Annotated in this window: 10 protein-coding genes; 6 read left to right on the forward strand and 4 right to left on the reverse strand. The window is 53.6% G+C overall.

Going from position 1 to position 13,487, the window contains the following annotated elements; translation table 11 throughout:
• Positions 1–97: 97 nt before the first annotated feature.
• From metG to FKN99_RS03250, 4 genes are all read right to left on the reverse strand, one after another.
• On the reverse strand, positions 98–2,134 hold the full coding sequence (gene metG, locus FKN99_RS03235; RefSeq protein WP_172116542.1) for a methionine--tRNA ligase: 2,037 nt from the start codon (positions 2,132–2,134) through the stop codon (positions 98–100).
• 128 nt (positions 2,135–2,262) lie between these two features.
• The gene (locus FKN99_RS03240; protein ID WP_087105533.1) at positions 2,263–2,544 is read right to left on the reverse strand and encodes a hypothetical protein; all 282 of its coding nucleotides are present in this window, start codon (positions 2,542–2,544) and stop codon (positions 2,263–2,265) included.
• 121 nt (positions 2,545–2,665) lie between these two features.
• Positions 2,666–3,850, reverse strand: a complete 1,185-nt coding sequence (locus tag FKN99_RS03245) for a 1-acyl-sn-glycerol-3-phosphate acyltransferase (protein WP_172116543.1) — start codon at positions 3,848–3,850, stop codon at positions 2,666–2,668.
• A gap of 56 nt (positions 3,851–3,906) precedes the next feature.
• On the reverse strand, positions 3,907–4,845 hold the full coding sequence (locus FKN99_RS03250) for a recombination-associated protein RdgC (protein ID WP_172116544.1): 939 nt from the start codon (positions 4,843–4,845) through the stop codon (positions 3,907–3,909).
• A 166-nt stretch (positions 4,846–5,011) separates the two neighbouring features.
• On the opposite strand from FKN99_RS03250, the gene FKN99_RS03255 reads away from it, so the two are divergent.
• From FKN99_RS03255 to cmk, 6 genes are all read left to right on the forward strand, one after another.
• The gene (locus FKN99_RS03255) at positions 5,012–5,446 is read left to right on the forward strand and encodes an acyl-CoA thioesterase (protein WP_172116545.1); all 435 of its coding nucleotides are present in this window, start codon (positions 5,012–5,014) and stop codon (positions 5,444–5,446) included.
• Between the two features lie 144 nt (positions 5,447–5,590).
• A complete protein-coding gene (gene gyrA / locus FKN99_RS03260; protein ID WP_172116546.1) occupies positions 5,591–8,296 on the forward strand; it encodes a DNA gyrase subunit A in 2,706 nt (901 codons plus the stop codon).
• Positions 8,280–9,383, forward strand: coding sequence for a 3-phosphoserine/phosphohydroxythreonine transaminase (serC, locus tag FKN99_RS03265; RefSeq protein WP_172116547.1), 1,104 nt, complete (start codon positions 8,280–8,282; stop codon positions 9,381–9,383). Before gyrA ends, serC begins: the two co-directional genes overlap by 17 nt.
• Positions 9,384–9,388: 5 nt before the next feature.
• Positions 9,389–10,480, forward strand: coding sequence for a prephenate dehydratase (gene pheA / locus FKN99_RS03270; protein ID WP_172116548.1), 1,092 nt, complete (start codon positions 9,389–9,391; stop codon positions 10,478–10,480).
• Between the two features lie 5 nt (positions 10,481–10,485).
• Positions 10,486–12,765 (forward strand): bifunctional prephenate dehydrogenase/3-phosphoshikimate 1-carboxyvinyltransferase, encoded by a 2,280-nt coding sequence (locus FKN99_RS03275; RefSeq protein WP_172116549.1) that lies wholly within the window; start codon positions 10,486–10,488, stop codon positions 12,763–12,765.
• Entirely contained in the window at positions 12,758–13,447 is a 690-nt protein-coding gene (gene cmk / locus FKN99_RS03280; RefSeq protein WP_172116550.1) for a (d)CMP kinase, read from the forward strand. Before FKN99_RS03275 ends, cmk begins: the two co-directional genes overlap by 8 nt.
• Positions 13,448–13,487 lie beyond the last annotated feature (40 nt).

Here is a 13,487-nt window from a genome sequence, read left to right on the forward strand (position 1 = left end):
CTAAACGGAGAGTCTTATAAAAGGTTTATTAAGCAATCCACGTAAGAAGGGGGTAGAGCTTGGTCGTCTCTACCCCCCGGAAGTGCTTGAAGGTCGGCTACATTACACGTTGGCCGGGTTCGGCACCAGCGTCAGGTGAAAGCAGATAAATGCCGTCTTTATTGGCAGAGGCAAGTACCATGCCTTCGGAAAGGCCAAAACGCATTTTACGCGGCGCAAGGTTGGCTGCCATGACGGTAAGACGTCCCTCAAGCGCCTCAGGCGCATAGGCGCTGCGAATGCCGGAGAAAACGTTGCGGGTTTCACCGCCTAAATCCAGCGTTAATTGCAGCAGCTTGTCCGCGCCCTCTACGTACTGTGCCTTGGTGATCCGGGCAATGCGCAGGTCTACCTTGGCAAAGTCGTCAAAGCTAATTTCGGCGGCAATGGGGTTATCTGCTAGAGGCCCTTTGGGTGCTTCTTTAAGCTTTTGCTCTTCCACCAAATCCTCCTTGGAAGCTTCAATCATGGCGTCAATTTTGTCACGCTCTACGCGGGTCATTAGAGGTTTGAATTTCTCCACCTTATGATTAACCAGCACATTATGACGGCTTTCCCAGTTAAGTGAATCAAGCTTCAAGAAGGCTTGTGCCTGAGCGGCCATGGTGGGTACCACGGGGGCCAAGTACACCATTAGTTGGCGGAAGAGGTTGATGCCGACTGAACAAATCTCGAGCACTTCTTGGTCACGGCCATCTTGCTTAGCGAGCGCCCAAGGCTCTTTCTCAGCAATATAGGTATTGGCTTCATCCGCCAACTCCATGATTTTACGCATGGCACGGCTAAATTCGCGTGCTTCAAAATCATCGGCAATGTCATCGCCCGCGGCGATAAATCGGGCGACCATCTGCGGTTCGGCGCAGTGCGCTGAAAGGGTGCCGCCACCTAACTTTTTAACGAACCCGGCGCAGCGGCTGGCAATGTTAACCACTTTACCCACGAGGTCTGAATTAACCCGTGCGGCAAAATCATCCAGGTTGAGGTCCAGGTCGTCCACTTTGGACGTCAGCTTGGCCGCGAAGTAATAGCGCAAGTACTCGGGATTCAAGTAATCGGCATAGGTCGCAGCCTTGATAAAGGTGCCGCGCGACTTCGACATTTTGGCACCATCTACGGTCAGAAAGCCGTGGCAATTTACCGCGGTGGGCGTGCGTAAATCAGCGCCATGCAGCATGGCTGGCCAGAAAAGTGCGTGGAAATAGACAATGTCTTTCCCAATAAAGTGGTAGACCTCGGCGTTGGAGTCTTTATTCCAGTAGCTATCGAAATCAATGCCGTCACGATCACACAAATTCTTGAAGCTGGCTAAGTAACCGATAGGGGCATCAAGCCATACATAAAAGTATTTGCCCGGCGCGTCGGGGATTTCAAACCCGAAATAGGGCGCATCACGGGAGATATCCCATTCGTTAAAGCCTGATTCAAACCACTCCATCAGCTTGTTACGAATCTGTGGCTGCACGTGGCCATCATTGATCCAGCGCTGCAGGAACTCGGCAAAGTCCGGCAATTTAAAGAAGTAATGGGTTGAAGAGCGTACTTCCGGGATTGCGCCGGAAATGGCGGATACCGGGTTGATCAAGTCAGCGGGGGTGTAAGTGGCACCACACTTTTCGCAATTATCACCGTACTGGTCGTCGGTGCCGCATTTCGGGCAGGTGCCTTTGATGAAACGGTCCGCCAGGAACAGGCCTTTTTGCGGGTCGTACATCTGCTCTATATCGCGGGTGGCGATATGGCCTTTATCACGCAGACGCTTATAGATAACCTCACTGAGGTGCCGGTTCTCTTCCGAATGCGTGGAATGGTAGTTGTCAAAGTCAACGTTGAAGCGAGCGAAGTCTTCCTGGTGATCGCGTGAGACGCGGTCAATCAAGGCTTCAGGCGTAATACCTTCCTGCTCGGCACGCAGCATGATGGCCGTACCATGAGCGTCATCGGCGCAAACGTAGTAGCACTGCTGGCCACGGCTTTTCTGAAAACGTACCCAGATATCGGTTTGGATATATTCAAGTAAGTGACCGAGGTGGATCGCTCCGTTAGCGTAGGGGAGCGCGCTGGTCACCAGAATATTGCGCGTGGCAGAGTTAGACATGGTGAATGATAATTCCGGTTAGACGATAACAATAAAACGGCGAAGTTAGCCGGCAGATGGCCGGTAACAAGGTACGATGCAGGCGTTTAAATTGACGTTAAAGCGCGTGCAGTCTTGATGTCGGGTGGTTAGTAAAGTGCTTGCTCTTCTTGCACGACCTCTTTTAAAAGCTCTAAAAACAGTTTGTCAGCCTCTGAATGCTCGGCAGGATCTTCCGGAATGTGGACACTGGTAGTGCCAGATATCTCATTGGCGATTCGCGCCATTACAGCCGGGCTGCTGCCTTCGCTTAATTGCTGACGCGCGATTACCAGCGACTGACCAAGAATGTCAGGATCTTGAAGCAGTTTGCGTATGAAACCGCGCAGTTCATTAATAATACGTGTTTTTTGAATTTCTGATGCAGACATAAGAGTCTCCTTAACGCGGCGCTTGAGCTGATTATCAAGCGAAGCCAGTCCATGCATTGACCATAGCATTTTTAGTGCAGCGAGTATGGCTTGTCTACGTTTAGACCAGTGATTTAGCCTACTACGTTAACGTTAAACGGCCTGCTTTGTGTTTTACCGGATTGGCATACTGAGCCAGCCAGTAAGGACGCAGATTCTCCGGCACCGCCGCCATTCGCGCCTGGAAGCGTTCGCGGTCCTGGCGAGTGATGGTTTTACGGGCAACTAACTCCGGCGCTTCACCGAGTGCTTCCAGGGCTAAATAGTGGCTTGGGAAGAGGCGGTAACCACCGATAACCTGACGATCAATCTCTGCGGCTACTTCATCGGGAGTCGCCATGTCGGCGCCTACTGGGGAGCCAAAACGCAGCTGTACTCTGCCTTTATCACCGGTAATGCCAGCAACGATAGAGCGAATATCTTCAAATTCACTTTTAGCATAGCTACCTTCTGTTGCCACGTCGTGTAGCTCCTGCGCTTTTTGCACGTCGCAAGGATCATATTCATAGCTAATCGAGACAGGCACCAGCTTGAGTTCGGCTACCGCCTCACCAAACATCATGTCTCGCTCGGCATTACGCTTGGCCATGGTCAGCATCTTGATAATAGCGGGGTCGGTGCGGTCAATGCCGTTTTTGGCGCGGCCTTCACGCTGAGCCATCCAGATGGAGTGCTGGTCATCGGTAATTGAGTAACGAATATAAGCAGAAAGCTGTTGGTACGCTGCCAGCATGGCACGCTTTCCGCGCGCACTTCTGGGGACGATAAAGCTTTTATTGAGCCGCATTAGATCGGTGACATAGGGCTTTTTAAGCAGGTTGTCGCCAATGGCAATGCGCACCGTATCGCGGCCCGCCTGGTAGAGTGCGTAGTTAACGAACGCGGGGTCGAGCGAAATATCCCGGTGGTTACCAATAAACAGATAAGCACTATTTGGGTCGAGCTTGTCCAGGCCTGCCACTTCAAACGCGTCGGTAGTGGTGCGGATCATGCGATCCATGTAGCTTGCGATGCGCATTTGAAAATCGCGCACCGTTGCTACACCTTTTACTTCACGCTGTATCGCGTGGCTTGCAAGCGTTCGGGCAAGCGGTGGAACCCAGCGCGCCATGCGGGGAAGGCGAAAACGAGTAAGCGCATTAAGAAGCTCGCTATCGCGGGCCAGTCGCGCGAGAACATCGGCCACTTCGTTGTCTGTATAAGGGCGTATATCCGCCCATGGGTCAGCGGCGTTCAGTGCGTTGGGTGCGTCGTTGTGATGAGTCATGCGATCCGTTGGATGATAAACAATAAAGAACAATTCATAGCAGCGCGATCAACCCTTTAGTTACTTAACGGGGCAGCAGGTTCCTGCTTGTTTTCACCACCCAGCCACTCTATCAGACGAACAACGTCATTGGATAACGCTTGGGCCATCAAAATAAAGTCGGTTTCAAGCCGGGCTAGAGCGTCATCGCCGTCGTCAGCATGGTCGGCCTCTTCAATCAAGGCATCACCAAAACGCAACGATTTCAGAGCCAGGTCATCATGCAGAACGAAGCTCAATCGGCCTTCAAGGCTCATGGCGAGCTTGCTTGCTTGACGTCCGCTCTCAAGTAGTTGTTGGATCTCATCGCTATCCAGGTCGACCTGGCGAGCGCGGAGAACGCCATCGTCGCCTTTGGCTTTAAGTTCCACCTGGTCACCCAGCTGTAAATCTGCTGGGCGGCTAGCAGGGTCGCCAAGCCACGTCGTCATCGCACGAATAGGCAGTGTTTGGGATGACAAGGGCGTTGCCTTGAGGCTGCCTAAGGTTTCTCGCAATAGGTCTAGCAAGTCTTCAGCACGGGTACGAGAGCTGGCATTGATGCCGATCAAGTGGCGTCGCGTGTCCCACCAAAGGTCAATTTTTTGGCTGCGTACAAAGGCACGAGGCAGAAGCGCTTCCGTCACCTGCTCTTTAAGCGCGGTTTTCTCTTTGCGCGTCACCTTGCGACCTTCGCGCGCTTCTATATCAGCGACCTGCTCGTCGACTTCCTCTTTGACAACAGAGGCAGGTAGCAGGCGTTCTTGACGCAGCACGGATAATAGCCGGTGGCCCTGAATTTCATGTAGCAGTTGACCGCCGCCAAGGCGGCCTGCTGGTGCTGTCCAGCCTAGTCGGCGAGCATCCGCATTGCCGAGCGGTTTGGCCGCATGTGCTTGCAATGCGTCGGCAAGCGTTGAACTGTCGAGCTCAGGGGCGCCATGTAGGCGATATAAATGCAGGTGCTTAAACCACATGTCACCAGTCCTATCCAAAAGGTGGCACATTATGTCGAAAGCGGGGCGTTCCTGCCAGCACCTTGCCGCTTAGGTATAAGTTGTATGTGTTTTAAACCTGTGTTTGATTGAGGTAGTGGCTAATGAGCCTGTTGGCTTGCGCTCGTGTTTATTAAAAGGAGTTGTTATGTCGGTATTACCTTCTCGCGTTCAGCTGCGTGTACGTGGCTACCACTTGGACGGCTACGGGCATGTCAATAATGCACGCTATCTTGAGTTTATGGAGGAGGGGCGCTGGGCGTTTTTTGATGAGTACCCAGCGATGATTAGCGAGTTCCATCAGGCGGGGCGGGCATTTGTGGTGGTGAATCTGAATATTGACTACCGCGCCGCCGCTGTTCAGGGCGATGACCTGACTATTCTGACGGGTATCGTCGAGGTAGGTGAGCGCCGAGCGCTGTGTCATCACCGGATCTATCGCAGCGATGGCGTATTAGTTGCACAGGCCGATCTTACGTTTGTGCTTCTCGATATGCGGGCGAATAAAGCCTCGGTGATTGAAAATGAGCTTGCCGAGCGGCTGAATGCATTACTACTTACCAAAGAGCAGTTTACGCCTTAATAATCAAGGGGAGTGTCCTGGCTGCCCTTGGTGCGGATGCAGTGGTATGATGTAGCAGTATCTGCGCATCGTCTTTTTTAAAGGCGGTACTTTTAGCGCTTTCAACTCTCGCAGTGCCAATGCAGTGCAAAGGATCTGACTTTCATGGGTGACATCGCCAGAGAAATCTTGCCCGTCAATATTGAAGACGAGCTCAAACAGTCGTATCTCGACTATGCGATGAGTGTCATTATCGGCCGCGCGCTACCCGATGTGCGTGACGGTTTGAAACCTGTTCATAGGCGTGTGCTCTTCGCCATGCATGAGCTGGGGAATGACTGGAATAAACCGTACAAGAAATCGGCGCGTGTTGTCGGCGATGTCATCGGTAAATATCACCCGCATGGTGATAGTGCGGTTTACGACACTATCGTACGTATGGCGCAGCACTTCTCAATGCGCCACGTTCTGGTCGATGGCCAGGGTAACTTCGGTTCTATCGATGGTGATAACGCTGCTGCCATGCGTTATACCGAAGTGCGCATGTCGCGTTTGTCGCACGAGCTTCTTGCCGATCTTGAGAAAGATACCGTCGATTGGGTCGATAACTACGACGGCACCGAACGCATCCCTGCCGTTTTGCCTACTAAAGTTCCCAACCTGCTGATTAACGGCTCGTCGGGCATTGCCGTGGGCATGGCAACCAATATTCCGCCGCATAACATGCGCGAAGTGATTGACGGCTGTTTAGCGCTGATTGATGACTACACGCTGTCGGTGGATGACTTGATGGCGTACATTCCTGGCCCTGATTTCCCCACGGCGGGGATTATCAACGGCCGCGCTGGCATTTTAGATGCGTATCGCACCGGGCGTGGCCGCATCCATGTGCGCGCTAGCCATACAATTGAGCACCATGATAAAACCGGCCGTGACCACATCATCATTACCGAGCTGCCTTATCAGGTGAACAAGGCGCGCTTGATTGAAAAAATCGCCGAACTAGTCAAAGAGAAGAAAATCGAAGGCATTGCCGAGCTGCGCGACGAGTCGGACAAGGACGGCTTGCGCGTGGTTATTGAGATTAAACGTGGCGAATCGGGTGAAGTCGTCGTTAATAATCTCTTTGCTCAGACACAGCTTCAAAACGTGTTTGGTATCAACATGGTGGCGTTGGAGAATGGCCAGCCCCGCACGTTGAACCTAAAAGAGATGTTAGAGGCGTTTATTCGTCACCGCCGTGAGGTAGTGACGCGCCGGACGCTGTTTGAGCTTAAAAAAGCCCGTGAGCGTGGCCACCTTCTTGAAGGTCTGGCGGTGGCTATCTCGAACATTGACGACATCATCGAGATGATCAAGGCCTCGCCCAGCGCAGCCGAGGCGAAAGAGAAACTACTGGCGAAAACATGGCAACCGGGGCAGGTTACCGGCATGCTTGAGCGGGCAGGTGCTACCTCGTGCAAGCCCGAAGAGCTGGATGAAAGCTTTGGCCTTAACCCTTCCGCGACCGAATACCGCCTGTCGCCGGCTCAAGCGCAAGCCATCCTTGAGCTGCGCCTACATCGTCTGACCGGTCTTGAGACTGAGAAGCTGCTCAATGAGTACCTCTCTATTCTTGAGAAAATTGCAGAACTCACCGAAATTCTTGCCTCGGCCGACCGGCTAATGGAAGTGATTCGTGAAGAGCTGCATGCCGTGCGCGACCAGTATGGTAATGATCGGCGTACAGAGATTCAGGCAAGCCATCTGGATCTCTCAATCGAAGATTTGATCGCCGAAGAAGACATGGTGGTGACCGTGTCGCGTTCCGGCTATGCCAAAACTCAGCCGCTTTCGGATTACCAGGCGCAGCGGCGTGGTGGGCGCGGTAAGTCGGCAACATCGATGAAAGATGAGGATGTGATTGAGCATCTGCTCGTTGCGTCGACCCATGACACCGTTCTGCTGTTCTCCAACCGCGGTAAAGTGTACTGGCTGAAAGTTTACGAGATGCCTTCAGCGAGCCGTGGTTCGCGCGGTAAACCGCTGGTCAATATGCTGCCGCTTGAAGAGGGTGAGTCGGTTAACGCCATCTTGCCGGTGCGTGACTACGACCCCGAGCACTATATTTTCTTCGCGACCGCCAATGGTACGGTGAAACGCACCAGCCTGGAGCAGTTCTCGCGTCCGCGCAGCGTTGGCCTGATTGCCATTGACCTTGAAGAGGGCGACCGCCTGGTGGGTGCTGCTATTACGTCAGGCGCTGACCACGCCATGATGCTCTCTTCTAACGGTAAAGCGATCCGTTTTGAAGAGGGCAATGTTCGCGCAATGGGCCGTACCGCTCGAGGTGTGCGTGGCATGCGCTTGGCAGAGGGTGCTGAGGTTATCAGTCTGATCATTCCCAAGAGCCAGCAGATTGATGCTGAGGCTGATACGGATGTTGATGAGGCAGAAGAAACCGTTGCTGAAAGCACCCAGGCAGAAGGCCAGATCTACATTCTAACGGCCAGCGAAAATGGTTATGGCAAGCGCACACGCCTGGAAGAGTTCCCGCTGCGCGGGCGTGGTGGCCAAGGGGTTATCGCCATGCAGACCAGCGAGCGTAACGGTGCCCTTGTGGCGGCCATGCAGGTGTATGACAGCGATGAGATGATGCTGATTACAGACCGCGGGACGATGGTACGTACGCGTGTGGAAGAGGTGTCTACCACCTCACGCAACACCCAGGGCGTTATGCTGATCCGTCTGGGTAAAGAAGAAAAACTGGTTAAAACAGTTCGTGTTGATGAGCCTGGTGACAGTGAACTTGAAGCACTGGATGAAGAGGGTGAGCCAGACAACGCGGGCGACAGCGCACAGGATACGGCGACTGATGACACGTCACTATAACTTTTGTGCAGGGCCAGCGGCCCTGCCTGTTGCGGTGCTCGAAAGAGCCCGCAACGAGCTGGTAGATTACCAAGGGCGTGGCTTATCCGTTATGGAGATGAGCCATCGCAGCGATGAATTTATAGCCATTGCTGAGCAGGCGGAAGCCGATTTCCGTCAGCTGCTAAGTGTGCCCGACAACTATAAGGTGCTGTTCCTGCAGGGGGGCGCCAGCATGCAGTTTGCCATGCTGCCGATGAACCTGCTGGGCCAGGGCGGTAGTGCCAACTTTATCCAAACGGGCATTTGGGGCAAAAAAGCGATTAGCGAAGTCAAGCGACTTGGCTATGCATGCCACTTGGCTGGAAACAGTGAGGCGGGTGGGTATGTGGGTGTACCTTCCCAGGATGCGTTGACGCTAAGTGCGGATGCGGCCTATCTGCACTACACCTCCAATGAGACGATTGGCGGGCTGGAATTTGACTATACGCCGCAGGCTGTACGCGAAGATGGCCAGCATGTGCCGTTGGTCTGCGATATGTCCTCCAATATTTTGTCCAAGCCCATTAATGTTGCAGACTTTGGCGTTATCTTTGCTGGGGCCCAAAAAAATATTGGGCCGGCAGGTCTAACCCTTGCCGTAGTGCGTGATGATTTGCTCGGCCGGGCGGTCCCCAATACTCCGTCGCTGTTTGATTACCAAAAGCTCGCAGACGCTGGGTCAATGGTGAATACGCCGCCAACCTATGCGTGGTACCTGGCAGGGCTTGTATTCCAGTGGTTACGTGATGATGTCGGTGGCCTGGTAGCTATGGATGCCATTAATCAGCGTAAAGCGGAAAAGCTTTATGGCGCGATTGATGCCAGCGATTTCTATAGCAATCCCATTGCAGTGGCTAATCGCTCGCGTATGAACGTGCCGTTTGTGCTGGCTGATTCAGCCCTCGATAAAGCGTTCTTGCAAGAGGCCGACCAAGCGGGACTACTGAATCTAAAGGGGCACCGTAGCGTGGGCGGTATGCGTGCCAGCTTGTATAACGCAGTACCCGAAGAAGCCGTTGATGCGCTGGTTGCTTTTATGGCTGATTTTGAACAGCGAAGAGGCTAATAATCATGTCCGACTCGTCGATCAATCTGGATGACCTACGCCAACGTATCGATCAACTTGATGGCGATATACTACGCCTGATCAGTGAGCGCGCTGACTGTGCTCAAAAAGTGGCGCATGTAAAGCTGGCTCACGATAAGGATGCGGTGTTTTACCGTCCTGAGCGTGAAGCACAAGTGCTGCGACGGATTATGTCGCTTAACAAGGGGCCGCTGGATTCCGAAGAAATGGCGCGGCTGTTTCGAGAAATCATGTCGGCTTGTTTGGCGCTTGAGCAGCCGATCAAAGTGGCTTATCTGGGGCCTGAAGGGACGTTTACTCAGCAGGCGGCACTAAAGCACTTTGGCGAAAGCGCCATTAGCCTACCCATGGCAGCTATCGATGAAGTGTTTCGTGAAGTAGAAGCGGGTGCCGTGAACTATGGCGTAGTGCCTGTTGAAAATTCAACAGAAGGCGTTGTGAATCATACCCTCGATACGTTTATGGATTCGTCTATCCATATTTGTGGCGAGGTGGTGCTACGCATTCACCATCACCTGCTGATCAGTGATACGACGCGTCGCGATAAAATCTCCCGCATTTATTCGCATCCCCAGTCGTTTGGCCAATGCCGAAAGTGGCTGGATGCACATTACCCACACGCCGAACGGGTTCCTGTTTCCTCGAATGCAGAGGCTGCCAAGCTGGTCAAAACTGAATGGCACAGTGCGGCCATTGCAGGCGATATGGCGGCCAAACTGTATGGGCTTGAGCGCGTAGCTGACAAAATCGAAGACCGCCCGGATAACTCGACCCGGTTTTTGATTATTGGTAGTGAGCGTGTGCCAATGGCAGGGGATGATAAAACCTCCATTGTCGTGGCCATGCGTAACCAACCTGGCGCACTGCACGACCTGCTTGAGCCTTTCCATCGGCATCATATTGATTTAACGCGTATCGAGACGCGCCCATCACGTACGGGCGTATGGAACTATGTTTTCTTTATCGATTTTAAGGGCCACGCTGACGAACCGCGCGTTGCGGCCGTGTTGGAAGAGGTAAGGTTACGCGCCTCGGAGCTTCGTGTTTTAGGTTCCTATCCGCAGGGCGTGCTGTGATCGCTATGGCATCATCGGTCGTTGAAACACCTTCCTGTAATGAACAGCGGCTATTGATCGTTGGTCTCGGCTTGATTGGTGGGTCACTCGCAGCAGCGCTGCGCGCCTCAGGGTTTAATGGCGTGATTGTGGCTTGCGATCCAAGCGAAGATGAAATCGCTCGCGGTATCGAAATGGGGTTAATCGATACGGGGGGCGCCACGCTCGCTGACCAGGTGGCAGGCGCTACCATGATTGTCCTTGCGGTTCCTGTGCTTGCCATGGAGTCGGTGATGGCATCGTTGGCAGGCGTGCTTTCGCAAGCGGCGGCCAATGTGGTGCTAACCGATGTGGGCAGTACCAAAGCCACTATTCGTGACTGCGCCGAGCGTGTGTTTGGTGCGGTGCCAGCCAATATGGTGTTGGGGCATCCTATTGCGGGGTCAGAAAAGAGCGGTGTGGCGGCGGCTAATCCGCGGCTTTTTGCTGATCACAACGTTATTTTGACGCCTGAACCAAGGGTCGATTGTGATGCGTTGGCGCGCGTGCGTGCATTGTGGCAGGCCTGCGGCGCGAATGTGTTGGAAATGGACGTTGAGCGCCATGATCAGGTCCTTGCACGCACTAGTCATTTACCCCACTTACTGGCTTTTTCTCTGGTGGATACGCTAGCCCGCCAGGATGAGCGGCTTGAAATTTTCCGTTATGCCGCCGGTGGTTTTCGCGACTTTACGCGCATCGCAGGCAGCGACCCGGTCATGTGGCGGGATATTTTTACGGCTAACCGTGAGGCGGTTCTGGCATCTTTAGATGATTTTGAAGAAGGCTTGGCTCAGTTACGTCACGCGATTGAGCGAGGCGATAGCGATGCCCTTATTGCGACCTTTGATCGTGCCAGCCACGCACGCCATTACTTTGATACGTTATTGAATAAAACCAGCTACCAAGCGGAATACAATATGCAACCACAAGGCAAGGTAACCTACCGAGTTCGGCCTGGCGGCCAGGCGAAAGGCCATTTGCGCGTACCGGGTGACAAATCGATGTCACACCGCTCTATTATGCTAGGAGCGCTGGCTCAAGGCGTCACCGAGGTCAAAGGGTTTCTTGAAGGTGAAGATAGCCTGGCGACACTACAAGCGTTTCGTGAGATGGGCGTTGCGATTGAGGGGCCTCACCAGGGATGTGTCACTATCCATGGCGTGGGAATGAAGGGGCTTAAGGCTCCGGCCGGACCACTCTATGTGGGCAACTCAGGAACGGCGATGCGCCTGTTCTCGGGGCTTTTAGCCGGGCAGGCATTTGATAGCGAGCTTACCGGCGATGAGTCGCTAACCAAACGCCCCATGGGACGCGTGGCGGACCCGTTGCGGTTGATGGGTGCCTCCATTGAGACGGCCGAAGGTGGTCGGCCGCCACTTAAAATTAAAGGTGGCGCGGCGCTCAAAGGTATTTTCTACGATATGCCTATGGCAAGTGCTCAAGTGAAATCATGCCTGCTGTTGGCTGGGCTTTATGCTGAAGGTGAGACGCGGGTGCGTGAGCCTGCACCAACGCGTGACCATACCGAGCGTATGCTTAATGGTTTTGGTTATTCTGTGTCACGCGAAGGGGACACCTGTTGGTTGCAAGGTGGCGGTGCCTTGAGCGCTGGCCCCATTGACGTTCCTTCCGATATTTCATCGGCGACGTTCTTTATGGTGGCGGCTGCGATAACGCCGGGTGCTGATATCACCCTGGAGCATGTCGGTATCAACCCGACTCGCATTGGTGTTATTAATATTCTTACGTTAATGGGCGCCAACCTTGAGCTTCTTAACGAAGCTGAAGTGGGTGGCGAGCCGGTTGCTGATATTCGTATCCGCTATGCACCCTTGAAAGGTATTGATATCCCGGTTGATCAAGTGCCCTTGGCGATTGACGAGTTCCCTGCGCTGTTTATCGCGGCGGCAAACGCTGCTGGCACCACGCGTCTTCGTGGTGCAGAAGAGCTACGTGTCAAAGAGTCCGACCGTATTCAGGCCATGGCTGACGGGTTGGCAATTTTGGGCGTTGAACATACCGTGGTTGACGATGGAATCGATATTGTCGGTAACGCCAATGCCGAGGTTGCAAGCTACGGTGGTGGGCGCGTTGATAGTTTAGGTGACCATCGTATCGCTATGGCCTTTGCCATTGCCGCACTACGCGCAAGTGATGACATCATTATTGATGACTGCGCCAATGTTGCTACGTCGTTCCCCACCTTCGTTGAGCTTGCCAATAAAATTGGCATGGGGGTTAACGTGGAGGGCGAGAATGACTAAGCCAATCCCTGTTCTGACCATTGATGGGCCAGGTGGGGCAGGTAAGGGAACCATCAGCAGTTTGGTTGCCGAGCGTTTAGGCTGGCATTTACTCGACAGCGGAGCGCTATACAGGCTAACCGCCACTGCGGCGGTTAAGCATGGTATTGCGCTTGATGACGAAGCGGCTGTTGCTGCATTGGCTGAATCGCTGGATGTGGCATTTCCCATCGAAAATGGTAAGCCCCGCACGCTGCTTGAAGGTGATGAAGTAAGCCAGGCAATCCGGACTGAGCAGACTGGCGAGTGGGCATCCCAGGTGGCGGCGCTTCCCGCTGTGCGTGCAGCCCTGCTTCAGCGGCAAAGAGATTTTCAGAAGGCGCCAGGCCTTGTCGCAGATGGCCGTGATATGGGCACCGTCGTATTTGTAGACGCGCCGTTAAAGATATTTCTAACTGCTAGTGCTGAGGAAAGAGCACGTCGTCGCCATCTTCAGTTGCAGGAAGCGGGCATGAATGCTAGTCTTTCGAGTCTTTTGAAGGAGATTCAGGCACGCGATGCACGCGATACGCAGCGCAGCGTGGCACCTCTCAAGCCGGCAGATGATGCTATTACGCTTGATACCACGCGTCTGAGCATACCGGAAGTGGTTGAACGGTTGACGGAATTGCTTGCCCAAAAAGGGTTAGCATCCGGCACCTGATTCTCCCTTGCGGCGTTTTTGGAAAGGTGTCACGACGTGG

The organism is Halomonas hibernica (assembly GCF_013183775.1).
In the GTDB taxonomy this organism is placed as follows: domain Bacteria; phylum Pseudomonadota; class Gammaproteobacteria; order Pseudomonadales; family Halomonadaceae; genus Vreelandella; species Vreelandella citrativorans.

What these genes read in the sequence shown, in the direction of transcription:
- metG (WP_172116542.1), bottom strand. Translation starts at nt 2,134, where the DNA reads ATGTCTAACTCTGCCACGCGCAATATTCTGGTGACCAGCGCGCTCCCC.
- FKN99_RS03240 (WP_087105533.1), bottom strand. Translation starts at nt 2,544, where the DNA reads ATGTCTGCATCAGAAATTCAAAAAACACGTATTATTAATGAACTGCGC.
- FKN99_RS03245 (WP_172116543.1), bottom strand. Translation starts at nt 3,850, where the DNA reads ATGACTCATCACAACGACGCACCCAACGCACTGAACGCCGCTGACCCA.
- FKN99_RS03250 (WP_172116544.1), bottom strand. Translation starts at nt 4,845, where the DNA reads ATGTGGTTTAAGCACCTGCATTTATATCGCCTACATGGCGCCCCTGAG.
- FKN99_RS03255 (WP_172116545.1), top strand. Translation starts at nt 5,012, where the DNA reads ATGTCGGTATTACCTTCTCGCGTTCAGCTGCGTGTACGTGGCTACCAC.
- gyrA (WP_172116546.1), top strand. Translation starts at nt 5,591, where the DNA reads ATGGGTGACATCGCCAGAGAAATCTTGCCCGTCAATATTGAAGACGAG.
- serC (WP_172116547.1), top strand. Translation starts at nt 8,280, where the DNA reads ATGACACGTCACTATAACTTTTGTGCAGGGCCAGCGGCCCTGCCTGTT.
- pheA (WP_172116548.1), top strand. Translation starts at nt 9,389, where the DNA reads ATGTCCGACTCGTCGATCAATCTGGATGACCTACGCCAACGTATCGAT.
- FKN99_RS03275 (WP_172116549.1), top strand. Translation starts at nt 10,486, where the DNA reads ATGGCATCATCGGTCGTTGAAACACCTTCCTGTAATGAACAGCGGCTA.
- cmk (WP_172116550.1), top strand. Translation starts at nt 12,758, where the DNA reads ATGACTAAGCCAATCCCTGTTCTGACCATTGATGGGCCAGGTGGGGCA.